The sequence below is a fragment of the Nocardioides sp. genome, from assembly GCF_044226305.1.
In the GTDB taxonomy this organism is placed as follows: domain Bacteria; phylum Actinomycetota; class Actinomycetes; order Propionibacteriales; family Nocardioidaceae; genus Nocardioides.
Map to the genome: position 1 here is coordinate 32,643 of NZ_JBGAHF010000015.1, position 23,244 is coordinate 55,886.

The 23,244-nt window shown below is 73.9% G+C and carries 22 protein-coding genes; 18 read left to right on the plus strand and 4 right to left on the minus strand.

The window, feature by feature from the left end; genetic code table 11:
* Positions 1–12: 12 nt before the first annotated feature.
* The 4 genes from ACILQ5_RS15525 to ACILQ5_RS15540 are packed head-to-tail and all read left to right on the plus strand — an operon-like array spanning position 13 to position 2,242.
* Positions 13–342: a PadR family transcriptional regulator gene (locus ACILQ5_RS15525; RefSeq protein ID WP_395658925.1), complete on the plus strand. Its 330-nt coding sequence runs from the start codon at positions 13–15 to the stop codon at positions 340–342.
* Between the two features lies 1 nt (position 343).
* Positions 344–712 (plus strand): DUF1048 domain-containing protein, encoded by a 369-nt coding sequence (locus ACILQ5_RS15530; RefSeq protein WP_395658926.1) that lies wholly within the window; start codon positions 344–346, stop codon positions 710–712.
* Positions 709–1,458 carry an ABC transporter ATP-binding protein gene (locus tag ACILQ5_RS15535; RefSeq protein ID WP_395658927.1) on the plus strand — a complete coding sequence of 250 codons (750 nt, stop codon included), beginning with the start codon at positions 709–711 and terminating at the stop codon, positions 1,456–1,458. Before ACILQ5_RS15530 ends, ACILQ5_RS15535 begins: the two co-directional genes overlap by 4 nt.
* A 22-nt stretch (positions 1,459–1,480) precedes the next feature.
* A complete protein-coding gene (locus ACILQ5_RS15540; RefSeq protein ID WP_395658928.1) occupies positions 1,481–2,242 on the plus strand; it encodes an ABC transporter permease in 762 nt (253 codons plus the stop codon).
* A gap of 6 nt (positions 2,243–2,248) precedes the next feature.
* On the opposite strand, the gene paaN is transcribed toward ACILQ5_RS15540, so the two are convergent.
* A complete protein-coding gene (paaN, locus tag ACILQ5_RS15545; protein ID WP_395658929.1) occupies positions 2,249–3,931 on the minus strand; it encodes a phenylacetic acid degradation protein PaaN in 1,683 nt (560 codons plus the stop codon).
* 102 nt (positions 3,932–4,033) lie between these two features.
* Between paaN and ACILQ5_RS15550 the strand changes: the two genes are divergently transcribed.
* On the plus strand, positions 4,034–4,678 hold the full coding sequence (locus tag ACILQ5_RS15550; RefSeq protein WP_395658930.1) for a hypothetical protein: 645 nt from the start codon (positions 4,034–4,036) through the stop codon (positions 4,676–4,678).
* 87 nt (positions 4,679–4,765) lie between these two features.
* Positions 4,766–6,187, plus strand: a complete 1,422-nt coding sequence (locus ACILQ5_RS15555) for a sugar porter family MFS transporter (RefSeq protein ID WP_395658931.1) — start codon at positions 4,766–4,768, stop codon at positions 6,185–6,187.
* A 17-nt stretch (positions 6,188–6,204) separates the two neighbouring features.
* Here the strand turns inward: ACILQ5_RS15555 and ACILQ5_RS15560 are convergent, their stop codons facing one another.
* Positions 6,205–7,674, minus strand: coding sequence for a serine/threonine-protein kinase (locus tag ACILQ5_RS15560; RefSeq protein ID WP_395658992.1), 1,470 nt, complete (start codon positions 7,672–7,674; stop codon positions 6,205–6,207).
* Positions 7,675–7,834: 160 nt separating this feature from the next.
* Between ACILQ5_RS15560 and ACILQ5_RS15565 the strand changes: the two genes are divergently transcribed.
* The 10 genes from ACILQ5_RS15565 (at position 7,835) to ACILQ5_RS15610 (ending at position 18,863) form a co-directional block, all read left to right on the plus strand.
* Positions 7,835–8,749: an ABC transporter ATP-binding protein gene (locus ACILQ5_RS15565; RefSeq protein WP_395658932.1), complete on the plus strand. Its 915-nt coding sequence runs from the start codon at positions 7,835–7,837 to the stop codon at positions 8,747–8,749.
* A complete protein-coding gene (locus ACILQ5_RS15570; protein WP_395658933.1) occupies positions 8,746–9,564 on the plus strand; it encodes an ABC transporter permease in 819 nt (272 codons plus the stop codon). The genes ACILQ5_RS15565 and ACILQ5_RS15570 overlap by 4 nt, the downstream gene beginning before the upstream one ends.
* 74 nt (positions 9,565–9,638) lie before the next feature.
* On the plus strand, positions 9,639–10,205 hold the full coding sequence (locus ACILQ5_RS15575; protein ID WP_395658934.1) for an RNA polymerase sigma factor: 567 nt from the start codon (positions 9,639–9,641) through the stop codon (positions 10,203–10,205).
* Positions 10,202–11,641, plus strand: coding sequence for a M1 family metallopeptidase (locus ACILQ5_RS15580; protein ID WP_395658935.1), 1,440 nt, complete (start codon positions 10,202–10,204; stop codon positions 11,639–11,641). The genes ACILQ5_RS15575 and ACILQ5_RS15580 overlap by 4 nt, the downstream gene beginning before the upstream one ends.
* Positions 11,642–11,769: 128 nt before the next feature.
* Entirely contained in the window at positions 11,770–13,434 is a 1,665-nt protein-coding gene (locus ACILQ5_RS15585; RefSeq protein WP_395658936.1) for a DUF1800 domain-containing protein, read from the plus strand.
* A gap of 5 nt (positions 13,435–13,439) precedes the next feature.
* On the plus strand, positions 13,440–14,780 hold the full coding sequence (locus ACILQ5_RS15590; RefSeq protein ID WP_395658937.1) for a DUF1501 domain-containing protein: 1,341 nt from the start codon (positions 13,440–13,442) through the stop codon (positions 14,778–14,780).
* 85 nt (positions 14,781–14,865) lie between these two features.
* Complete coding sequence (locus tag ACILQ5_RS15595) at positions 14,866–15,846, plus strand: epimerase (RefSeq protein WP_395658938.1); 981 nt, start codon at positions 14,866–14,868, stop codon at positions 15,844–15,846.
* Between the two features lie 39 nt (positions 15,847–15,885).
* The gene (locus ACILQ5_RS15600; RefSeq protein WP_395658939.1) at positions 15,886–16,494 is read left to right on the plus strand and encodes a hypothetical protein; all 609 of its coding nucleotides are present in this window, start codon (positions 15,886–15,888) and stop codon (positions 16,492–16,494) included.
* 9 nt (positions 16,495–16,503) lie between these two features.
* Positions 16,504–17,997, plus strand: coding sequence for a carboxyl transferase domain-containing protein (locus tag ACILQ5_RS15605; RefSeq protein ID WP_395658940.1), 1,494 nt, complete (start codon positions 16,504–16,506; stop codon positions 17,995–17,997).
* A gap of 56 nt (positions 17,998–18,053) precedes the next feature.
* Entirely contained in the window at positions 18,054–18,863 is an 810-nt protein-coding gene (locus ACILQ5_RS15610; RefSeq protein ID WP_395658941.1) for an SDR family oxidoreductase, read from the plus strand.
* Positions 18,864–18,874: 11 nt separating this feature from the next.
* Here the strand turns inward: ACILQ5_RS15610 and ACILQ5_RS15615 are convergent, their stop codons facing one another.
* Positions 18,875–20,056: a serine/threonine-protein kinase gene (locus ACILQ5_RS15615; RefSeq protein WP_395658942.1), complete on the minus strand. Its 1,182-nt coding sequence runs from the start codon at positions 20,054–20,056 to the stop codon at positions 18,875–18,877.
* Positions 20,057–20,091: 35 nt separating this feature from the next.
* Here ACILQ5_RS15615 and ACILQ5_RS15620 point away from each other — a divergent pair, with 35 nt between their 5' ends.
* On the plus strand, positions 20,092–20,985 hold the full coding sequence (locus tag ACILQ5_RS15620; protein WP_395658943.1) for a patatin-like phospholipase family protein: 894 nt from the start codon (positions 20,092–20,094) through the stop codon (positions 20,983–20,985).
* A 10-nt stretch (positions 20,986–20,995) separates the two neighbouring features.
* Here ACILQ5_RS15620 and ACILQ5_RS15625 read toward each other — a convergent pair whose 3' ends face one another.
* Positions 20,996–21,943, minus strand: coding sequence for a DUF2804 domain-containing protein (locus ACILQ5_RS15625; RefSeq protein ID WP_395658944.1), 948 nt, complete (start codon positions 21,941–21,943; stop codon positions 20,996–20,998).
* A 32-nt stretch (positions 21,944–21,975) separates the two neighbouring features.
* Between ACILQ5_RS15625 and ACILQ5_RS15630 the strand changes: the two genes are divergently transcribed.
* Positions 21,976–23,244, plus strand: coding sequence for an ArgE/DapE family deacylase (locus ACILQ5_RS15630; protein WP_395658945.1), 1,269 nt, complete (start codon positions 21,976–21,978; stop codon positions 23,242–23,244).

Here is a 23,244-nt window from a genome sequence, read left to right on the forward strand (position 1 = left end):
CGAGGAGCGGCCGTGGGCAAGCAGGAGACGGAGATGCTCAAGGGGACCCTCGAGGGCATCGTGCTCGCGATCTTGGCGGGTCGGCCGGCGTACGGCTACGAGATCACCGCGTGGCTGCGCGAGCAGGGCTTCGCCGACATCGCCGAGGGCACCGTGTACGCCCTCCTCGTCCGGGTCGAGCAGCGCGGGCTCGTCGACGTGGAGAAGGTCCCGTCGACCCAGGGCCCACCGCGCAAGGTCTACACCCTCAACGCCCAGGGCCGGGCGCACCTCGACGAGTTCTGGAGGACCTGGAGCTTCCTCTCGGAACGTCTCGACCAGCTCCGCGAGAAAGGCGTCTGACATGGCATCGAAGTGGATCGAGCGGGTCACCGGGTCGCTCGAGCAGAAGAAGCAGTACAAGGAGCAGCAGGCCCGGATCGAGGCGCTCCCCGAGCCCTACGGCGCGGTCGCCACGGCGTTCCAGCGGTACCTCATGTACCACGGCGGGATCGTCGACGGCGAGACCCTGGTCCGGATGGGCGGCGACTTCGCCGACCTCTGGGAGCGGGCCGCTGCGGACGGGACTCCCGTGCGCGACGTCGTCGGGGAGGACCCCGTCGAGTTCGCCGACACGTTCGCCGAGGCCTACACCGGCCGGCGCTGGATCGACAAGGAGCGGGCTCGCCTGGTCCAGGCGGTCGACGACGCGGAGCGGGGTGAGCGGTCGTGACCGCCGCCGTCGAGGTCCGCGGCCTCGAGAAGGCGTACGGCGAGGTGAGCGTGCTGCGTGGTGTGGACCTGACGGTGGCCCGCGGCACCATCCTCGCCCTGCTCGGCTCGAACGGGGCCGGCAAGACGACGATCGTGAGGATCCTGGCCACGCTCGTCGGAGCCGACGCCGGGTCGGCCACGGTCGCCGGCCACGACGTCACGGAGCACCCCGAGGACGTCCGTGCGGCGATCAGCCTCACCGGGCAGTTCGCCGCGGTCGACGAGGTGCTGACCGGCCGGGAGAACCTCGTGCTCATAGCGCGGCTGCGGCACCTGGCCGACCCGGGCCGGGACGCCGAGGGCCTGCTCACCCGGTTCGGTCTCACGGAGGTCGCGGACCGGCGGGTGGCCACCTACTCCGGCGGCCAGCGGCGCCGGCTCGACATCGCGATGAGCCTGCTCGGCGACCCGCCGGTGGTCTTCCTCGACGAGCCGACCACCGGGCTCGACCCGCAGTCGCGGGCCGAGGTCTGGAGCAGCATCCGCGATCTCGCCGGGCGAGGCACGTCGGTGCTGCTCACCACGCAGTACCTCGACGAGGCCGAGCAGCTCGCGGACCGGATCGCGATCCTCCACGAGGGCCGCATCATCGCCGACGGCACCCTCGCCGAGCTCCAGCGGCTGCTGCCGCCCGCCCGGGTCGAGCTCGTCGAGAAGCAGCCGACGCTCGAGGAGGTCTTCCTCGCCGTCGTCGGCACCCCCTGACCACGCCACGAGAGGAACCACCATGAGCACCCACGTCCTCGGGGACACCCGCGTCCTGCTGGGCCGGTCCCTGCGCCACGTCGGCCGCAGCCCCGACACCATCATCACGACCTCGGTGATGCCGATCGCCTTCCTGCTGCTGTTCGTCTACGTGTTCGGCGGCGCGATCGACACCGGCTCCGAGCCGTACGTCGACTACCTGCTGCCCGGCATCCTCCTCATCACGATCGCCTCGGGCGTCTCGTACACCTCCTACCGGCTCTTCCTCGACCTGCAGAACGGCATCGTCGAGCGGTTCCGGTCGCTCCCGATCGCCCGGTCCTCGGTGCTCTGGGCGCACGTGCTGACCTCGCTGGTCGCGAACGCCGTGTCGGTCGCCGTCGTGGTGCTCGTGGCCCTGCTGATGGGGTTCCGGTCGGGAGCCGGCCCGCTGGCCTGGCTGGGCGTGGCCGGGATCCTCGCGCTGTTCACGCTGGCGCTGACCTGGCTCGCGGTCCTGGCCGGGCTGTCGGCCCGGTCCGTGGACGGCGCGGCCGCGTTCTCCTACCCGATCGTGTTCCTGCCGTTCATCAGCTCGGCGTTCGTGCCGACCGAGACGATGCCCGGCCCGGTGCAGGCCTTCGCCGAGCACCAGCCGGTCACCTCGATCGTGGAGTCGATCCGCGCCCTGCTCACCGGCCAGCCGGTCGGCAGCGACCTCGTGGTCGCCCTCGCCTGGTGCACGGCGATCCTGCTGGTCGCCTGGGCGCTCGCCCTGGGCGCCTACCGCCGCCGGTTCGCCTGAGTGCCGCTAGACGTGCCGGCGTGACTGCACCACCCGGAACCGCGGCGCGACGTAGGCCCCGTCCGTGTACGACGCGTTCGCGGCCGGGTTCGCCCCGGTGCCGTGGAAGTCGGAGAACGCCGCCGACTGGTTGACGAAGACGCCGCCGAGCAGGTTCTCCGACAACGCGACGCCGGCGTCGAGGGCGGCGTCCCGCATCGCCTCGACGACCTCGTCCGAGGTCGAGTAGACCGACGCCGTCATCGCGCCGTGGCGCTGCACGGTGTCGCGGAACAGGTCGATGGACCGGTCGGTCCCCTCGGTCTCGATGAGGTAGGCGACCGGGCCGAAGCACTCCGCCTCGTAGACCTCGGCGTCCGCGGCGGTCAGCCGGAGCAGCGTCGGCGTGCGCACCGTCGCGCCGTCGTACGACGGGTGGCTGACCACGCGGCTGGGGACCAGGACGTCACCGGCGCCGGCGGCCTCGAGCCGGGCGAGCACGCCGTCGTTGACGATGCCGCCGAGCAGCTCGACGGCACGGGCGTCGTCCCCGAGCAGCCGCTGGAGCGCGGCGCCGATCCCCTCGGCGACCTCGGCGGGTGACTTCACGCCCTCGTCGGTGGCGATGCCGGCGGCGGGGAGGTAGACGTTCTGCGGCGCGGTGCACATCTGGCCGGAGTAGAGCGAGAACGAGAACGCCAGGTTCTGGCACATCGCGGCGAAGTCGGAGGTCGAGTCGACGACGACCGTGTTGACGCCGGCCTTCTCCGTGAAGACCACGGCCTGGCGCGCGTGCTCCTCGAGCCAGTCACCGAAGGCGTTGCCGCCGGTGAAGTCGACCAGCTTCACCTCGGGCCGCACGGCGAGCGTGGCGGCGAGGTGGTCGTCGGGCTCCTCGGCGGCGAGCGTCACCAGGTCGGGGTCGAAGCCGGCCTCGGCGAGCACCTCCTGGCAGACCTGCACGGTGATCGCGAGCGGCAGCACCGCGGCGGGGTGCGGCTTCACGACGACCGGGTTGCCGGTGACCAGGGACGCGAACAGCCCGGGCCAGGAGTTCCAGGTCGGGAAGGTGTTGCAGCCGATGACCAGCGCGACCCCGCGCGGCACCACGGTGAACGTCTTCTCCATCCGCAGCGGCTCGCCCCGGCCGGGCTTCTCCCACAGCGCGGTGGCCGGGGTCCGGTGCATCTCGGTCCAGGCGTAGGCGATCGCCTCGAGCGCCCGGTCGAGCGCGTGCGCCCCGCCGGCCTGGAACGCCATCACGAACGCCTGCCCGCTGGTGTGCTGCACCGCGTTGGCGAGCTCGAAGACGCGGGCGTGCAGCCGCGCCAGGATCTCCAGGCAGACGCCCGTGCGGCCGTCGGGGCCGGCGTCGCGCCACGCCTTCATCCCGGCGCGGGCCGCCGTCAGCAGCGCGTCCACGTCGACCACCCGCGGGTAGGAGGTCCCCAGGTCGAAGCCGTACGGCGACCGCTCGGTCGCCACCACGCCGGACGCCCCCGGCGTGCTGAGCGGGAACGCGCCCCCGAGCCACCCCTCGAACGCCGCCTTGCCGGCGCCGGCCGCCTCCTCGCCGTACACCCGCGGGGACGGGGACTCGTCGAAGGCGGAGTACCAGGTGCGGGTCGCGCACGCGGCGACCGCGTCGTCGAGGGTCTGGCGGTGGCGGTCGAGGAGGGCGGCGGGGGTCGTGGGCGTGGTGGTGGTCATCCGAGGCTCCGCGGGAGAAGGTGGGTGTGACAGGTTCCGAACACTCTCGCACAGACCTGTCACACGAGTCCGCTCCCCGTCGCTCCGGATACCCTCCTGCCCGTGAGGGTGCGTTGGATCGGGCTGGCGCTCGCGCTCGCGCTGGTGGGCGCGGCCGCGGGGTACGCCCTCGGCGTGCTCCGCCAGGACGAGGCGACCACGTTCGCCGCGGCTGCGCCGGTGCCGGCCCACGACCCGTCGGTCCCGGTGCTGCCGGACCGGCCCTACGCGCCGGACATCGACTACCCGCCGCTGGCCACGGACCTGACCTACCGCACCCACGGGATCGGCGGCCCGACCTACCGGTGGCACTACGACGTGCCGACCGGATGGACGCCGGAGGAGGTCTCGCCGCTGTTCGAGGTGCGCTGGCGGCCCGCCGACGAGCCGACCGTCGGCGGCTACAGCCTGCGGGTGAAGCTGGTCAACGAGCACCAGACCACCGAGGAGATGGTCTCCGAGAAGGAGGCGGCGGTCGCGGCGATCTACGACGACGTGCACGTGCTCGCGCGCACCGACGACATGCTGTCCTTCCGCTACCGCGAGCCCGACACCAACCGGAAGCGCTACGACACCTTCGTCTGGTTCCCGGCGCCCGGGAGCTCGACCGCGGAGTTCGAGATGAGCGTGGTCGGCCGTGCGGTCGACCGTCCCGGTCTCGACAGCCTGCGGGACCACGTCGCGGCCAGCATCCAGCGCCTGGTCTGACCGGCCGCGGACCTCGTCCGTGCGGCCCTGTCAACTCCCCCGACTCGGGTGAGGCAGCGGGCACCGAGCCGGGTCGACGATCCGCAGATGCGCGAAACCACCCAGCCGCGCACCAGCCGCTACGTCCTCGCGGTCGGCCTGGTGCTGCTCCTCTGCGGCCTGCTCTTCGGCTACGACCAGGGCGTCATCTCGGGGGCCCTCTCCGGGATCGAGGAGGACTTCGACCCCTCCACGCTCGTCATCGAGATCATCACCAGCTGGGTGACCCTGGGCGCGATGGTCGGCGCGCTCGTCGCCGGTGTCCTCGCCGACCGGCTCGGCCGACGCTTCACGCTCGTCCTGGCCTCGGGGATCTTCGTCGCCGGTGCCCTGCTCGAGGCGCTCGCGCCCGGGACGGTCGTGCTGGTCGTCGGCCGGCTCGTGCTCGGCGCCGGGGTCGGCATCGCGTCGGTGGCCGGACCGCTCTACGGCGCCGAGAACGCCGCCGCGCGCGACCGCGGCCGGATGGTGTCGCTCTACCAGATGGCCGTGACGATCGGCATCTTCCTCGCCTACTTCGCCGACTACCTGCTCATCGAGAGCAACGGGTGGCGGCTGATGCTCGGGATCTCGGCGGTCCCTGCGGTGGTGCTGGTGCTCGTGATCTGGCCGCTGCGCGACTCGGCCACCTGGTACGCCAAGGTCGGCCGGCGTACCGATGCGGAGGCGGTCGTCCGGCTCGCCGAGCCCGACGTCGACGCCGCGGCGCGGGTGGACGAGATCGAGCGCGGCCTGGCCAGCGAGCAGGCGGCGAGCTGGGGCGAGGTCTTCTCGCCCACGTGGCGCAAGCCGCTCGTCGTCGCCGCCGGGCTGGCGGTCCTCCAGCAGCTCACCGGGATCAACGCGATCATCTACTACGCCAACACGATCTTCGCCGCGGCCGGCTTCGACTCCCCGACCCAGCAGAGCCTGGCCACGCTGTGGGCCGTCGGCGGCGTGAACGTCCTCGCGACGCTCATCGCCGTCGTGTACGTCGACCGCTTCGGTCGCAAGCCGCTGCTCATGATCGGCAGCACCGGGATGCTGCTCAGCCTGCTGCTGGTCGCCGGCGCCTTCGCCCGCCTCGACGAGGTGACCGCCTCCGACTCCGCCGCGCACGGTCCGTCGAACGCGGGCCTGCTCGCGCTGGTCGGCATGGTCACCTTCATCGCGTCGTTCGCGTTCTCGCTGGGCCCGATCGTGTGGACGGTCATCAACGAGGTCTTCCCGAGCCACGTGCGCGGCAAGGGGGTCGCGGCCGCCACCGCGCTGAACTGGTTCGCCGCCTGGGTGGTCACCCAGACCTTCCTCTCGGTCGTGGACCTGACCAGCACCTCCGGCGCGTTCTTGATCTTCGCGTTCTTCTGCGTCGTCACCCTGTTCTTCGTGCACCGCTACCTGCCCGAGACCAAGGGCCGCACGCTCGAGGAGGTCCAGGAGATGTGGACCGACCCCGACGCGCTGCAGCAGGCGATCAGCAGCCGCGACTGAGCCGGCCACGGCCGGGCTCAGATCCCGCGGGTGTCGACGGCGTCGAGGACGGTGTTGGCGGTGGCGCTGTCGGCGCTGCGGATCTGCACCCACAGCAGCCGGTTCGCCGCGAGCTGGACGACGCGCTCGACGGTGACGCCGCCGGGGCAGCCGGTGTAGAGCACCGTCCGCGAGTCGCGGTCCTCGAAGGAGGAGTCCACCGGTTCCTGGGCGGTGTCGCACTCGGGGTGGCGGGGCATCTGCGCCGGTAGCTCGGTGCCGGGCAGGATGCCGACGAACACCCCCTGGGCCGAGGACCGGACGTCGGTCCAGTCCGCGGTGGTCCCGACCGAGAGCGCCGGGAACTCGCCGCCGTCCAGCGGTGCGGTCCACCCGTCGGCGGCGACCGCCCGCGCCCAGTCGTCGGGGACGGTCACGAACAGCGTCCCGGTGTCGTCGCCGACCGTCTCGTCCCCCTCGCCGCGCTGCTCGACCCAGAAGCCCACGCCCAGCCCGACCGCCACGGCGAGGACCCCCACCAGGCCGCCGGCGAGCAGCCGGGCCCGGCCTCGCCGGGGCGGCACCGGCGCGGGCAGCGAGTCGTGCGACGGCCGGGCCGAGGGCCGGGCGCCGGGCTGGGTCAGGTCTGGGTCCACCGGCAGCCAGGACGACGCCGCGTCGTCGACCACCACCGGCGCCAGGGCGTCCTCCAGCGCCGCGACGAAGGACGCGACGTCCGGCCACCGCTCCGCGCGGTCGGCGGCGAGCCCGCGGCGCACGACCGCCTCGACCTCGGCCGGGAAGGGCCGCTCCGGGGACGAGAGCGGCGGCGGTGACGACGGCGCGGCGGCCGCGGCCAGGGACGCGTGGGCGTACGGCGCCCGCCCCGCCAGCAGCAGGTAGGCGAGCGCGGCGAGGGAGTACTGGTCGGCCCGCGGGTCCAGCGGCTCGCCCTGCGCCTGCTCGGGGGCCACGAACGAGGGCGTGCCGGCGATCATCGTCAGCCGCGACGACATGTCCAGCGCCTTGCCGAGCCCGAGGTCGGCGACCATCGCCCGCACGGTCCCCTCCTCGGCGTCCTCGACCGTGCGGAACAGCACGTTCGCCGGCTTCACGTCCCGGTGCAGGACGCCGCGCTCGTGCAGCGCCTGCAGCCCCGCACCGACCTGCCGCACGACCTCCATCGCCTGGGCGGGCGTGAGGCCCTCGACCTCGAGCCGGTCGGCGAGGGTGCCCTGGTCGGCGTACGACATCACCAGGTAGGGCCGGCCGTCGTCGAGCTCGCCGGCGTCGTAGACGGTCACGACGTACGGCGACTCGACCTTCCGCAGGAACCGGCCCTCCTCGAGGAACCGCTGCCGCACCGCGGCGTCCTCGGTCCAGTTGTCGGCGAGCACCTTGACCGCCACCGGGGAGTCCAGCTGCTCGTCGTAGGCGAGCCACACGGTCGCGAACCCGCCCGACCCGATGCGTCGGCGCACGGCGTAGCGACCGAGACGGGAGGGCATGGACACCGGGCCATTATCCGGGCCGTGACCTGCGAGCGCCGGTCGCACCCCGGGGCCCGACCCCGAGGCCGGACCCCGAGAGGAGCCGGGGTCCACTCAGGGGCGGGACGTCGGACTTCCCCGATGTGGCGGGCCCCCGGTCGGAGCCAGGCTGTCGGACATGATCACGGTCGACTCCCTCACGAAGAAGTACGGCGGCTTCACCGCCGTCGACGACGTCAGCTTCAGCGCCCGGCCCGGACGGGTCACCGGCTTCCTGGGCCCGAACGGCGCCGGCAAGTCCACGACGATGCGGATCATGGTCGGCCTCACGCCGGCCACGTCCGGCACCGCCTCGGTCAGCGGCCGCCACTTCGCGGACCTCCCCAACCCCGGGCTCGAGGTCGGCGTCCTCCTCGACGCCTCCGCCCAGCATGCGGGCCGCACCGGCCGCGAGATCCTCACGATCGCCCAGCGCACCATGGGCCTGCCCTCCCGCCGCGTCGACGAGATGCTCGAGATGGTCAGCCTGACCCCGGAGGAGGCGGGCCGTCGGGTCCGCAACTACTCCCTCGGGATGCGCCAGCGCCTCGGCATCGCCACCGCGCTGCTCGGCGAGCCCGAGGTCCTCATCCTCGACGAGCCCGCCAACGGGCTCGACCCGGCCGGCATCCGCTGGATGCGCGACCTGCTGCGCGGATACGCCGACCAGGGCGGCACCGTGCTGCTCTCCTCCCACCTGCTGCACGAGATCGAGGTCATCGCCGACGACCTCGTCGTCATCGGCCACGGCCGGATCGTGGCGCAGGGCACCAAGACCGAGCTGCTGGCGACCGCCGGCACCCTGGTCCGCACCCGCGACGTGCCCACGCTCGCGCGGGCCCTGGTCGACGCCGACCTGGACTTCAACAACCTCACCGACGCGCTGCGCGTCGACGCCGACACCGACACCGTCGGCGCGATCGCCCTCCGGGCCGGCGTCGCCCTGACCGAGCTGCGCCCGGCCGAGGGCGCCGGCCTCGAGGAGATGTTCCTCGAGCTCACCGCCGACACCCAGCGCGACCACACCCCGAGCACCGAAGGAGCAGCAGCATGACCACGACCCCCGTCGACGCCGACCTCGTGACCGAGGTCGCGCGGCCCGCCCGGCCGGCGCCCGCCCCCATCCCGATGTCGCGGATCGTGGGCGTCGAGCTCCGCAAGTCGTTCGACACCCGCTCCGGCTTCTGGCTGCTGGCCAGCGTCGGTATCCTCGCCGTGCTCGCGACCGCCGCGACCATCGTCTTCGCCCCCGACAGCGCGATCACCTACGACACCTTCGGCGCGGCCATCGGGATCCCGATGGCGGTCATCCTGCCGGTGATCGCGATCCTCTCGATCACCAGCGAGTGGAGCCAGCGCACCGGCCTGACGTCGTTCACGCTCGTCCCGCACCGCGGCCGGATCATCCGCGCCAAGCTCGTGGTCGCCCTCGGGGTCGGCGTCGTCTCGATGCTGCTCGCCTTCGCCATCGGTGCGCTCGGCAACGTCGTCGGCGCCTCGATCGCCGGCGTCGACCCGGTGTGGAACCTCGGCGTGGTCGACTTCAGCGAGCTGATCCTCTTCCAGATCCTCAACATGCTGATCGGCTTCATGCTCGGGGTGGTCTTCCGCAACTCCGCCGGGGCGATCGTGGGCTACTTCGTCTACGGGTTCGTGCTCGGCACGATCACCTCGCTGCTGTCCGCCACGCAGGAGTGGTTCGCCCGGGCGCAGCCCTGGGTCGACTTCAACTACACCCAGGGCACCCTGACCGAGACCGGGTCGCTCTCGGGCGAGCAGTGGGCGCAGCTCGGCGTCACCGGCCTCGTCTGGCTGGTCGTGCCGCTGGCCGTCGGTCTGTGGGCCGTGCTGCGGTCCGAGGTCAAGTAGGGGTCCGGGTAACGGTTGGATCAACCCTTCCCCGTCCGCCGACTACTGTCGACGGCACGGGGAAGGGTGGTGCCGTGACCACGGAGGGACTCTCGGCGGACGAGATCGACGGGCTCGCCCGACGGGCGCAGGACGGCGACCGCACGGCGCTCGAGCTGCTGCTCGCCGCCGTCCGGCCGCGGGTGCTCAACGTGTGCCGCGGGGTGCTGCCGCACCTGCCGGACGCCGAGGACGCCTGCCAGGACGCGCTCATCAACATCGCGGGCAAGATCGGCTCCTGGGGCGGCCGCGGGCGGTTCACCACGTGGATGCACGTGGTCGCCGTCAACAGCGCCCGGACGACGTACCGCCGGATGCGGAACCAGGCGATCGCCGCCGACCCGCAGGAGGTCGGTCCCCTCGAGCGTCCCGACCCCCGCACCACGAGCGTCATCGCCGGCACCCGCCTCGACCTGCTCGAGGCGATGGAGACCATCGAGCGCGACCACCCGCAGTTCGTCGAGCCGCTGCTGCTGCGCGACGTCTACGGGATGTCCTACGAGGAGATCGCGCAGCAGGTCGGCTCGCCGCTCGGGACGGTCAAGGCGCAGATCCACCACGGTCGCAAGCTGGCCCGCCCGCTGCTGCGGGGCGAGGGGTGAGCCGCCGGGTGCGCGGCCATGCCGTCGGCCTGGTCGCGGCCGCGCTGCTCCTGGCCGGGTGCACCTCCGACGGCGACCAGCCCGACGGCTCGCCCTCACCCGCCGAGCCGCCCTCGCCGGCGCAGGTCGCCCGCGGCTACAGCACCCCGGTCGAGGACTCGGTCTACCCGGAGGTCGGGGACCCCGGCGTCGACGCGCTCCACTACGACCTCACCCTCGACTGGGACCCGGCGACACGGACGCTCGACGCCGTCGAGGAGCTGCGGCTGCGGGCGACGGCGGACGACGACGAGCTGCGCCTGGACCTCGCCCCGCCGCTGCGACCCAGCAGCGTCACGCTCGACGACGCGGAGGTGCCCTACCGCCACGACGGCAAGGACCTCGTGGTCGAGCACGCGGTCGACGCCGACAGCGAGCACACCCTGGTGCTGCACTACTCCGGCCGGCCCGAGCCGGTGCCGGCGCCGGTCGAGCGCAGCGACTTCGACAGCACCGGCTGGACCGTCACCGGCGACGGCGGCGTGTGGACCATGCAGGAGCCGTACGGCGCCTACACCTGGTACGCCGTCAACGACCAGCCGTCGGACAAGGCGCTCTACGACGTCACGATCTCGGCGCCGTCCCCGATGGTCGGGGTGTCCAACGGCCGGCTGCTGTCGCGCCGGACCCGCGGCGGCGACACCGTCACCCACTGGCGGCTCGACGAGCCGGCGTCGTCGTACCTCGCGACGGTGGCGATCGGCGACTTCGCGACGGACGAGGACCGCTCGCCGTCGGGCGTGCCCATCACCTACTGGACCCCGCCGGACAAGCCCGAGCTCGCGCGCCGCCTGCACGCCGCACCGGCGGCGATGGCCTGGCTGGAGGACCGGCTCGGTCCGTTCCCCTTCGACGAGCTCGGCTTCCTGGTCGTCGACTCCAGGAGCGGCATGGAGACGCAGACCATGATCACGCTGGGCGACACGCGCTACGCGACGTCCCCGGAGGTGCTCGTCCACGAGATGGCCCACCACTGGTACGGCGACGAGGTGACGCCGGTCGACTGGCGCGGCGTGTGGATGAACGAGGGGATGGCGACGTTCCTGCAAGGCACGTGGATGAGCGAGCACGGCGGGCCGCCGGCCGACCAGCTCTTCGCCGGGTGGGCGTCCTACGACGAGCAGCTGCGCTCCGAGGCCGGCCCCCCGGCGGCGTTCCACCCGGACTCCTTCGGCTCCGGCAACGTCTACTACATCCCGGCCGTCATGTGGAACGAGCTGCGCGAGAAGCTCGGCGACGACGTCTTCTGGCGGTTGGTGCGCGAGTGGCCGACCGTCCACGAGAACGGGAACGCCGACTACGACGACATCACCTCGTGGTGGTCGGAGCAGAGCGGCGAGGACCTCCAGGAGTTCTTCGCGACCTGGCTGCTCTCGCCGGACTCGCCGCAGACCTGAGGGCAGACCCGAGCTCGGGACCCGCGCCCTCGATCGCCCCCAAAGGGCTGATGCCGTCATCCGCGGGGCTCTAGGTTGCTGCTGTCGCGTACTCCCGCCGCGCGACGACACCCCGTCGGAGCCCAGACATGACCGAGAAGACCCTCCTCCCGGGTGCGAACCCCGCGAGCCCCCAGCACAGCGAGCACGCCGGACGCCGGCCCCGGCCGCGAGGTCCCGTACCCCGCGTCGCCGGTGCCGCGCCCGTCGCGCTCGGCACGGCCGACCTGCACCTCGCCCGCCGGTTCAGCTACGGCGTCACCCCTGAGCTGGCCACCCAGGTGAAGGCGGCCCGCGTCGGGAAGCACCGCCGCGGCCCAGCCTGGATCCGCCAGCAGCTCACGCCGAGCGGCGTCCCCGACCCGGTGGGCGACACGATCGACCGGAGCTGGTTCCCGCACCTGCGGCTCACGCCGCGCCAGCTCTGGGAGCTCGACCAGCGCCAGGACGACACCGCCGTCTACGTCGGCGACGTGATGACCGAGCTGAGCCGCTGGACGGTGTCCCGGCGGGTGCACAGCACCCGGCAGCTGCACGAGGTGATGGTGGACTTCTGGTCGAACCTGCTCCACGTGCCGCTCTACGCCAACGAGTCGCAGTACTGGCGGGTCTCCTACGACCGGATGATCCGCACCTACGCCCTCACCACCTTCGAGGACCTGCTGCAGCGGGCGATCACCCACCCCGCGATGGGGCTCAACCTCGGCAACGCCTACTCGAGCGCCGACGACCTCAACGAGAACCTCGGCCGCGAGCTCCTCGAGCTGCACACCGTCGGGGTCGACGCGCAGTACACCCAGGACGACGTGGTGACCTCGGCGCTGATCATCACCGGCTACCGGGTCGACGTGTGGGACGACTTCGCCCACGCGTATGACAAGGACTCCCACGCCACGGGCAAGGTCACCCTGGTCGCCGACCCGGTCGACCACCCCGACCTCGTCTTCACCCGCACCCTGAGCAACCGGACCGACCCGGCCGGGCAGGCCGACACCGCCGCGTACCTGAAGTACCTCGCCCACCACCCGACCACCGCGAGACGGATCGCCCGCCGGCTGTGCGTGCGGTTCGTCCGCGACGACCCCTCCGACGCGCTGGTGGACGCCGTCGCCGCCGCGTGGACCAGGAACGGGACGGCGATCCGGCCGACCCTGCTGGCGATGGTGGAGCACCCCCACTTCGCCCCGGCGCGCGGCCTCAAGGTCCGTTCGCCGCTCGAGGACTACGTCGCCGCGGTCCGCGGGCTCGGGATCACCCTGCAGAAGCCCGGCTCGCCGTTCGACTACGACGACAGCGGCGACGGGGTCGCGCACGCCTACGACTTCGTCAACGCGATGCACGACCAGTACACGGCGCTCGGGCAGGCGCCGTACGACTGGCCGGCCCCCAACGGGTTCCCCGAGGTGGGCGCGGCCTGGGCCAGCGCCGGCCGGGTGCTGACCGCCTTCGACACGCACGGCGACGTCGCGACCGCGTCCTGGCCGCCCCAGGGCGCGACCTGGCTGGAGGACTCCTCGCTCCTCCCGGCGCTGCCCGCGACGCTCCAGACCGTGATCGACACCGTGGCCCTGCGCGTCGTCGGGCAGAAGGCCGGGCCCACGGTCAGCGCCGCGGTCGCCGGCCTGCTCGGCAGGCAGCTGGGCGACACGATCCGCAAGGACCCGACGTACTACGGCGACTACGGGCGCGAGACCACCCTCGCGACCGCGATCGCGATCGCCCTGCTCGACTCCCCCCTCCACCTCCACCGGTGATCGCCATGAACGCACCAGACCCCGCCGCGACCGGCCCTGTCCAGGACTGCGGCTGCCCCGAGTTCCAGGGCTTCCGGCTCAGCCGGCGCCGGCTGCTCGGCGCGATGGCCGCCGGCGGCGCCCTCGCCACCGTCGGCACGTACGGCGGCGCCTTCCGCCAGGTCGCCTACGGCGCCGAGCCGGGCGGGAACGTCGTCGTCGTGCTGTCCATGCGCGGCGGCGCCGACGGCCTGTCGATCGTCGTCCCCCGCAGCACCGAGTACGACCTGCTCGCCGGCTACCGGCCGTCCATCGCCGTCCCCGAGGGCCAGCTCTGGGGCAACGACCCGCGGTTCGGGTTCCACCCGGCCCTGAGGGCGGGCCTCCAGGACATGTGGGACCAGGGGTCCTTCGGCGCGGTCCACGCGGTCGGGCTGCCGGAGTCCAACATGAGCCACTTCGACGCGATGGTCGAGATCGAGGAGGCGACCCCCGGCTCGTCGCTGCGGGTCGGCTGGATCAACCGGATGGTCGGCATCGACCCCGCCAACGGACCCGAGACCGCGATCGAGATCGGCAGCGCCATGCTGCCCACCTCCCTGCTGGGGCCGGCCGACGCCCTCGGCGCCTACGGTGTCGCGGACCTCAGCGTGCGCTCCCTGGGGACCCCCGGCGCGCGGGACCGGGCGCTCAAGGACATGTGGGAGTCGGACAGCCGCCTGCTCAGCGGGAGCGTGCGGACGGCGATGTCGGCGCTCGACCGGTTCGCACCCCTGGTGGCGGCGGCGGACGCCGACCCGTCCGAGGTGCACCGCGACCTCTACCCCGACTACGCCGGGTACGACGACTGGGGCCCGCTCAAGGACGTGCTGGCCAACACCGCCGCGCTGATCCGGGCCGACCTCGGCACGTCGACGGTCACCATCGACTACGGCGACTGGGACATGCACGTCGGCCTGACCGACGGCTCGCTCGACCCGAGCACCGACTGGATGGCGGCCCAGCTCGACCACCTCGGCGGCTCGCTGAAGGCGTTCTTCGCCGACCTCGGACCGCACGCCGACCGGGTCACCGTCGTCACGCTGAGCGAGTTCGGGCGCCGGGTCGACGAGAACGGCGACCGGGGGCTCGACCACGGCTACGGCAACGTGATGCTGCTCTTCGGGGCCGGCGTCGCCGGCGGCCAGGTGCACGGCAGCTGGCCGGGCCTGACCACGCTCGACCCCGACAACAACCTGGTCGCCGACAAGGACTTCCGCAACATCCTGTGGGAGATCACCTCGAACCGGCTGGCCATCTCCGAGTCGGACCGGACGACGGTCTTCCCCGGCCTCGGCCCGGTCACCCCGATCGGCCTGATGGCCTGACCGACGCCTCCGGCAGCGGCCCGACGGTTCTGCCGTCGGCGGAATCCCTTGCCCGGCCACGGCCCTGCACGCGAACGTGGCCACCATGCAGATCCTGGTGCTCGGCGGCTCGGTGTTCCTGTCCAGGGCGGTGGCGGAGGACGCGCTGCGCCGCGGCCACACCGTCACCTGCGCGTCCCGGGGCTCGACGGGGTCGGTGCCCGACGGCGCGCGGTTCGTGCGCTGGGACCGGGGCGACCCGGTCCCCGACGAGCTGGCCTCGTCGTCGTACGACGCCGTGGTCGACGTGGCGCGGCTGCCGTCGTGGGTGCGGGCCGGCGTCGCGGCCTGGCCGGACGCGCACTGGGTGTTCGTCTCGACCGTCAACGTCTACGCCGACGACACCACCCCGGGTGGACGGCCGGGGACGCTGCCGCTGCGCGACCCGCAGCCCGACGACGTCGACCTCGCGACCGACCCCGAGGCGTACGGCCCGATGAAGGTCGCCTGCGAGCAGGTCGTGCGCGGCGGGGCCGCGTCCTGGACGGTGGTCCGGCCCGGGCTCATCGTCGGGCCCGGCGACCCCACCGGGCGCTTCACCTACTGGCCGGTGCGGCTGGCCGACGGCGGCGAGGCCCTCGCGGGAGGCCGCCCCGAGGACCTGATGCAGGTGATCGACGTGCGCGACCTCGCGGCGTGGGTCGTGACCTGCGCCGAGTCCCGGACCGACGGCGACTTCGACGGGGTCGGCGAGGTCCACCCGCTCGGCGACCTGCTCGCCGAGGTGGCGCGCGGCGTCGGCGTCGCGCCCGAGCTGACCTGGGTGCCGCAGGAGGTGCTGGTCGAGCAGGGGGTCGAGCCCTGGATGGGGCCCGAGGCGCTGCCGCTGTGGCTGCCGCGGCCCGAGTACGACGGGCTGGGCACCCACGACCCGGCGCCGTCCCTCGCCGCGGGCCTGGTGCTGCGCCCGGTCGCGGAGACCGCACGCGACACCCTCGCGTGGCAGCGGGCCACACCGGACGCCGCGGTCAGCGGGATGTCGCGCGAGAAGGAGGCCGCGGTCCTCGCGGCGTGGCACCGCCGATAACCCGTTGCCGCCGGCCCGGGGCCGGCGCACACTCGCGAGATGCACCGGATCACGGTCGTGACCGGCACCTGCTCGGTCCTCGGAGGCGCCGCCTGGACGGTCGCCTGCTTCGCCCAGAACACCCTGCCGCAGGGCTGCATCGGCGACGGGTGCGACACCCGGCCGATGCGCGGCTCCTCGGCGACGGCGACGGCGGTCGGCTCCGTCGGCTTCGTCTGCCTGGCGGTCGCGGCCGTCGGCCTCCTGCTGCTCTCCCGTGAGGGCGCCACCCTCGGCGGCGCCGCGCGCGCCGGCCTCGTGACCGGCGCCGCCGGCATGGGTCTGCTGGTCGTCGCGCAGGTCGTCTCCTGGCTGGCCAACGACTGGGAGGGGATGCCGGGACTGGTCGTCCCCGGTGTCGTGCTCCTCGTGGCCGGCTTCGCGATCCTGGCCTGGACCGTGCTCCGCTCGGGCGTGCTGCCCCGGTGGCTCGCGGTGCTCCTGCTCGCCACCGCCGTGCTGATGCTCGGGGCCAACGAGCAGACGACCCGGATCCTGCTCGCGGTCCCGTTCGGGCTCACCTGGGTCCTCGTCGGGGCCGTGCTGCTCCGCCGGGGCCGAGCCGCCGAGCAGGAGAGCGGCCGCACGGCTGCGGGCTCCAGGGCATAGCCTGCAGGCGTGACCGAACCGCCGGTGCGTGCGCGGCGTCTGTCCGCAGCCGAGCTGATCGACCTGGTGCTCGACGAGGGCTCCTGGACGTCGTGGGACACCCCGCCGTCGTACGGCGACATCTCCGAGGCGTACGCCGCCGAGCTGGCCGCGGCGCGCGAGAAGAGCGGGGTCGACGAGTCGGTGCTGACCGGCGAGGGCCTGATGAAGGGTCGCCGGGTCGCGGTGCTCATGGGCGAGTTCCGGTTCCTCGCCGGGTCGATCGGGCGGGCGTCGGCCGACCGGCTGGTGGCCGCGATCGAGCGCGCCACGCACGAGGGCCTCCCCCTCCTCGCCGGACCGGTCAGCGGCGGCACCCGGATGCAGGAGGGCACGCCCGCGTTCGTCCAGATGGTGCGCATCACCGAGGCCGTCGCGGCCCACAAGGCCGCCGGCCTGCCGTACCTCGTCTACCTGCGCCACCCCACCACGGGCGGCGTGATGGCGTCGTGGGGCTCGCTCGGCCACGTGACGGTCGGCGAGACCGGTGCCCTCATCGGGTTCCTCGGACCGCGGGTCTACGAGGCGCTCTACGGAAAGCCGTTCCCCGAGGACGTGCAGACCGCCGAGAACCTCTACGCGCGCGGCATCATCGACGCCGTCATGCCCCCGGAGGAGATCGCCGGGATCCTCGACCGCGCCCTGGCGGTGCTGCTCGCGCCCCGGCACGGCGTCGCCGCGGTGCCCGACCCGCCGCACCTGCCGGTGCCCGACGTCGAGACCTGGGACGCGGTCACCCGGTCGCGACGGCCCGACCGCCCCGGCGTACGACGGCTGCTCAAGTACGCCGCCGCCGACGTGATCCCGCTCAACGGCACCGGCCAGGGCGAGCACGACCCGGGACTGCTGCTGGCGCTCGTGCGGTTCGGGGACGCGCCGTGCGTCTTCCTCGGCCAGGACCGGCGCGGGCAGACGCTCGAGCACCCGATGGGCCCGGAGGCGCTGCGCGAGGCCCAGCGCGGGATGCGGCTGGCCTCCGAGCTCGGGCTGCCGCTGGTGACCGTCATCGACACCCAGGGCGCGGCGCTCTCGCCGGAGGCGGAGAACGGCGGCCTGGCCGGCGAGATCGCCCGCTGCCTCAGCGAGCTGGTGACCGTCCGGGCGCCGACGCTGTGCCTGATGCTCGGCGAGGGGAACGGCGGCGGCGCGCTCGCCTTCCTGCCCGCCGACCGGGTCGTCGCCGCGCAGCACGCGTGGCTCTCGCCGCTGCCGCCGGAGGGGGCCAGCGCGATCGTGCACCGCGACCTCACCCACGCCCCCGAGATGGCCCGCGCCCAGCGGGTCCGCGCCCTCGACCTGCAGCGGCTCGGCATCGTCGACCGGGTCGTCGCCGAGCTCCCCGACGCCGCCGACGAGGCCGAGGCCTTCTGCCAGCGGGTCGGCGCGGTCCTGGAGCACGAGCTGGTCGAGCTGCTCGGGCGGGGGCCGGGCACCCCGGCCGAGCGGGCCCGGCGCTACCTGTGACGCGGTCACCCGAGCTGCTGCGCCGAGCCCACTAGAACGCGTTACAGTTCCGGCCCATGAAGACGTACGTCGTCAGCGGGGCCGCGTCGGGGATCGGGGCCGCCACCGCCGAGCTGCTGCGGAGCCAGGGCGGGCGGGTCATCACGGTCGACCTGCACGACGCCGACGTCACCGCCGACCTCGGCACGGCGGAGGGCCGGGCGGCCGCCGTGGCGGGCGTGCGCGAGCGCACCGCCGTCGTCCACGGGCTCGTCCCGGCCGCCGGGATCGCCGGCCGCACCGGCGTGCCGTCCGACCTGCTGGTGTCGGTCAACTTCTTCGGCGCGGTCGCGCTGGTGCGGGGCCTGCACGCCGAGCTGACCGCCGCGGGGAGCGCGGGCGGCGCGGGCGTCGTGCTGCTGGCCTCCAACTCGATCACCGGCATGCCCGGGTGGAACGCCCCCGTCGCCCAGGCCTGCCTGCGCGACGACGAGCCGCTCGCCCGCGCGGAGGCGGCGAAGGTCGACTCGGTGATGGTCTACCCCTCCAGCAAGGCCGCCCTGGCCTGGTGGGCCCGCCGCGAGGGCGTGAAGCCGGAGTGGGCCGGGGCCGGCATCCGCCTCAACTCGGTCGCCCCCGGCGCGACCGAGACCCCGATGGTCGACCAGATGCGCGCCGACCCGCTGCTCGGGCCGGCGATCGACGCCTACCCCAACGCGGTCGGCCGGCTCGGCCGCCCGGAGGAGGTCGCCGCGGCGATCGGCTTCCTGCTGTCGGAGCCGGCCGCCAACATCGTCGGCGCCGTCCTCTTCGTCGACGGCGGCACCGACGCGATGCTGCACCCGATCTCGCCGCCCGGCTGGGAGGTCGGCCAGATCGAGCCGTGAGCCGGCCGGCCTCAGCCGAAGCAGGACTGCGCGGCCCGCGTCAGCGACCGCCTGATCTCCGGCTCGTCGGCGAGGTCGGGGTCGAGGAAGTGCCCGTCCGCAGTGAAGAAGCCGGCGTCGACCAGGGCGTCGAACCCGAGGTCGTCCACGACGTACGACGCGACGCAGTCGGCCTGCGACCGGGCCATCGTCCCGGTCAGCGACCCCGCGAGCTCGTCGGTCGCCAGCTGCGGCGCGTCGGCGCGAGGGGACGCCGGACCCGACGGCGGTGCCGGGTCGCCGTCGGAGCGGGTGACCGCCCAGAGCGTCCCGACGACGACCACCAGCACGACCGCCGCGACCGCGGGTCCGGCGACCCGCCAGCGCCGGGGCCGCGCCGGCTCGTCCGGCAGCCGCGCCGCCTCGGTCAGCGCGTCGCGGAACGCCGCGGCGGAGAGGCGGCGGTCCTGCGGCCGCTTCGCCAGCGCCGTGCGCAGCACCCGGTTCACCGCGGCCGTGCGCGGGTCGCGGCCGGGGAGCTGGGGCACCGGCCGCTCCCGGTGCGCGGTGGCGACCTCGAAGTCCGACCCCCCGGCGTACGGCGCCGCACCGGTCAGCCCCGCCCACAGCAGGCAGCCCAGCGCGTAGACGTCGGTGGCGACGCCGGGCGCGCCCCCGGTGTGCAGCTCGGGTGCCTGGTACGCCGGCGTGCCGGCGGTGCCCGTGGCGGTGACCTCGGCGCCGAGCGGGCGGGCGATGCCGAAGTCGGCGAGGCAGGCGTGGATCCGCGGGCCGCGGCGCAGCAGCACGTTGGCCGGCTTGATGTCGCGGTGGACCAGGCCGGCCGCGTGCGCGGCGGCGAGCCCGTCGGCCACCTGGCCGACGAGGTCCAGCGCGACCGGGACCGGCAGGGCGCCGTACCGGCGCAGCAGCGCACCGAGGTCGCCGTCGGGCAGCAGCTGGGTGGCGATCCAGAGCCGGCCGTCGTCCTCGCCGTGCGCGTAGACGCGGACCACGTGCTCGGAGTCGAGCGCCGCCTGCGCGCGGGCCTCGCGGGTGAACCGCGCGCGGAAGCCGGGGTCGTCGGCGAGCTGCGGCGAGATCACCTTGAGCGCGACCGGTCGCTCCAGCCGGGTGTCCCACGCCTCGTGGACCACGCCCATCCCGCCCCCGCCGATGCGGCGGACGAGGTGGTACGGACCGAGCGACTCCACGGACGAGACCTACCCGGGATCCGTAGGGTGCAGACATGCCCTCCCTGCGCGTCGCCCTCGCCCTGGGATCCGGTGGCGCACGGGGCTACGCGCACATCGGCGCGATCGAGGAGGTCCGGTCCCGGGGCTACGAGATCGTCGCCATCGCCGGCACGTCGATGGGTGCCCTCGTCGGCGGGCTCGCCGCCGCCGACCGGCTGGAGCCGTACACCGAGTGGGCGACCTCGCTGACCCAGCGTGACGTGATCCGGCTGCTCGACCCGAAGTGGTCGGCTCCCGGCGCGATCAAGGCGCAGCGGATCTTCGGGCAGGTCGAGCAGATCCTCGGCGACCAGCTGATCGAGGACCTGCCGATCCCCTTCACCGCGGTCGCGACCGACCTGCACGCCCGGCGCGAGGTCTGGTTCCAGCGCGGTCCGCTGACCTCGGCGATCCGGGCGTCGATCGCGATCCCGGGTGTGATCACGCCGGTCGAGATGAACGGCCGTCTGCTCGCCGACGGGGGGCTGATGAACCCGGTCCCGATCGAGCCCACCGCCGCCTCGGCGGCCGACCTGACGGTCGCCATCTCCCTCTCGGGCACCCGGCTGCCCCAGGAGCAGTCCACGCCCGCTCGCGAGCCGGCCGAGACGACGTGGCGCGAGGAGCTGGTCGACCGGGTGCGGCGCAGCGTCGGCCGCTCCACCGAGCCGATGCCCCCGTCGGTGCCGAGCCTGCTCGACGAGCTGCGCATCTCCGACGTCATCGGCATGTCGATGGACGCCATGCAGGGGCTGATCGGCCGCTACCGGATGGCCGGCCTGCCGCCCGACGTGCTGGTCACCGTGCCGGTCAGCGCCGCCCGGTCGCTGGAGTTCCACCGGGCCGGCGAGATGATCGACATCGGGCGCCGGCTCACCGCCCAGGCCCTGGACGCCGCCGGCCACTGAGGCCGACTCGTCACCAGCGGTTGCGGGCCTCCTCGGCCCAGCCGACCAGCCCGTCGAGGTCCACCCGCTCGCCGTCGTCGGTGCTCGCCCAGCCGGCGAAGTGCCCGAAGCACTGGTGGGTCTCGTTCGCGACGACCCCGAGGTTGGTGGTGTCCGCGCGGTCGTGGAAGGGCTCGAACCGCAGGTCGACCCGCGGCCCGTGGATCCGCCACGGGCGCATCCAGTCCGCCCGGTCGTACTCCCACGCCAGCTGGTCCCCGATTTTGTGCAGCAGGCCGTCGACGAACAGCCCGTTCTCGGTCGAGCCGGTGCCGTCGGTCCACTTCCCGCCGAGGGTGATGCCCACGCCGTCCGCGAACCCGGCGGCCCAGTTCCACGTGATCGCGTAGGGCCACTTGCCGCGGCCGTGGTCCAGCACGCCGCGGCCGTCGACGTCGTACGACGTCCCGTCGAGCCGCAGGGTGCCGTGCACCGGGCGCCCGACGTCCTTCACGGTGTACTGGAACCTGCGGCTGCTCCACGGCACCACGACCCCGAGGCACTCGGCGCCGGGACCGACCTGCAGGTCGACCTCGATCCCCGGTGCCGACGCACGCAGCGCCGAGCCCGAGAGCTCGAGGCGGAGCCCGGAGGCCTCGACGCGCGCCACCCCCGCCAGGTCCGGCGGCAGGGAGACGCCGCGAGCCAGCGGCGGCACCGCGTCGTGCTGCCAGGTCCGCCCGGTCTCCCGGTCCAGCACCCACACGGCGCAGACCCCCGCGTAGTCGAGGGACGAGACGGTCAGGCCGAGGCAGAAGCGGTCCGTGACCACGCCCCAGTACTCCCACCGCTTCGCCCGCCCCCAGCCGCGCAGGTTCGCGCGGTGGAGCGGGTGCCGCGTCCAGCCGACGGCGTCCGGGTTCAGCCGGCCGTCGGGGGTGCAGAGGTCCACGGGCGACGTGATCTCGCGTTCGGCCACGCCGCAGGTCTAGCAGAAACTACCGTTCCGTCGTGCCGCATCGTGATCTCAGCGACCTCGAGCTGCGCGCCCTGGCCTTCGTCGACGAGCGCGAGCTGGTCCGCGACCTCGTCGAGCTGGTCTCGATCCCGTCGGTCAGCGGCTCCGACGCCGAGTGCGACGTGCAGCACCGCCTGGCCAAGCAGGCCGGCGAGCTCGGCCTCGACGTCGACCTCTGGCAGCTCGACCTCGAACGGCTCACCGCCGACCCGGGCTTCCCCGGGTGGGAGGCCCCGCGCACCGAGGCCTGGGGCCTGGTCGCGAGCAGCGGCCCCGGCGAGCCGGAGCTGGTGCTCCAGGGTCACGTCGACGTCGTCCCGAGCGGTGACCTCGGCGCCTGGCGGACCGACCCGTTCACCGCCACCGTGGCGGACCATCGGGTCCACGGTCGCGGCACCTGCGACATGAAGGCCGGCGTCATCGCCAACCTCGCGGCGGTGCGGGCGGTCCGGGCCGCCGGCATCGAGCTCTCCCGGCCGTACGCCGTCCAGCTCGTCGTGGGCGAGGAGGACGGCGGCCTCGGCGCCTTCGCCACCCTCGACCGCGGCCACCGGGGGCGGGCCTGCATCATCACCGAGCCCACGAGCGGCACCGTGACGACCGCGAACGCCGGCGCGCTCACCTTCGAGCTGCGGGTGCCCGGTGCCGCGACGCACGCCAGCACGTCGTACGCCGGGGTGAGCGCACTCGAGAAGTTCCTGCCGCTCCACGCCGCGCTGTCGGCGCTCGAGGAGCGCCGCAACCGTGTCGTGCACCCGCTGATGGCGGAGTACCCGCTCGCCTACCCGCTGTCGATCGGCCGGGTCACCTGCGGGGACTGGGCCAGCACCGTCCCCGACCTCCTCGTCGCCGAGGGGCGGATCGGCGTCGCCCTCGGCGAGGACCCGGCCAGGGCGCGGGCCGAGCTCGAGGAGACGGTCGCCGCCGCAGCGCACGCCGACCCCTGGCTGCGGGAGCACCCGCCCGTCGTCGCGTGGACCGGCGGGCAGTTCGCCAGCGGGGTCTACGCCGAGGCCGACCGCGCGCTGCTCGACCTGGTCGCCACGGCGCACGCGGACGTGACCGAGGGGCCGCGGCCGCGCGAGCGCGGGGCGCCGTACGGCAGCGACCTGCGGCTGTACGCCGGCGCCGGGGTGCCGACGCTGCACTACGGGCCCGGCGACGTGCGGCTCGCCCACGGGCCCGAGGAGTCGGTGCCCGTGAGCGAGCTGGTCGCCGTCACCGAGAGCCTGGTGCTGGCCCTGGTGCGCGCCTGCCGCTGA

Excerpts from the sequence above, each read along its gene's own strand:
- ACILQ5_RS15570 (WP_395658933.1), top strand. The coding sequence starts at position 8,746 with ATGACCACGACCCCCGTCGACGCCGACCTCGTGACCGAGGTCGCGCGG.
- ACILQ5_RS15530 (WP_395658926.1), top strand. The coding sequence starts at position 344 with ATGGCATCGAAGTGGATCGAGCGGGTCACCGGGTCGCTCGAGCAGAAG.
- ACILQ5_RS15585 (WP_395658936.1), top strand. The coding sequence starts at position 11,770 with ATGACCGAGAAGACCCTCCTCCCGGGTGCGAACCCCGCGAGCCCCCAG.
- paaN (WP_395658929.1), bottom strand. The coding sequence starts at position 3,931 with ATGACCACCACCACGCCCACGACCCCCGCCGCCCTCCTCGACCGCCAC.
- ACILQ5_RS15600 (WP_395658939.1), top strand. The coding sequence starts at position 15,886 with ATGCACCGGATCACGGTCGTGACCGGCACCTGCTCGGTCCTCGGAGGC.
- ACILQ5_RS15565 (WP_395658932.1), top strand. The coding sequence starts at position 7,835 with ATGATCACGGTCGACTCCCTCACGAAGAAGTACGGCGGCTTCACCGCC.
- ACILQ5_RS15610 (WP_395658941.1), top strand. The coding sequence starts at position 18,054 with ATGAAGACGTACGTCGTCAGCGGGGCCGCGTCGGGGATCGGGGCCGCC.
- ACILQ5_RS15540 (WP_395658928.1), top strand. The coding sequence starts at position 1,481 with ATGAGCACCCACGTCCTCGGGGACACCCGCGTCCTGCTGGGCCGGTCC.
- ACILQ5_RS15590 (WP_395658937.1), top strand. The coding sequence starts at position 13,440 with ATGAACGCACCAGACCCCGCCGCGACCGGCCCTGTCCAGGACTGCGGC.
- ACILQ5_RS15555 (WP_395658931.1), top strand. The coding sequence starts at position 4,766 with ATGCGCGAAACCACCCAGCCGCGCACCAGCCGCTACGTCCTCGCGGTC.
- ACILQ5_RS15595 (WP_395658938.1), top strand. The coding sequence starts at position 14,866 with ATGCAGATCCTGGTGCTCGGCGGCTCGGTGTTCCTGTCCAGGGCGGTG.
- ACILQ5_RS15560 (WP_395658992.1), bottom strand. The coding sequence starts at position 7,674 with ATGCCCTCCCGTCTCGGTCGCTACGCCGTGCGCCGACGCATCGGGTCG.
- ACILQ5_RS15620 (WP_395658943.1), top strand. The coding sequence starts at position 20,092 with ATGCCCTCCCTGCGCGTCGCCCTCGCCCTGGGATCCGGTGGCGCACGG.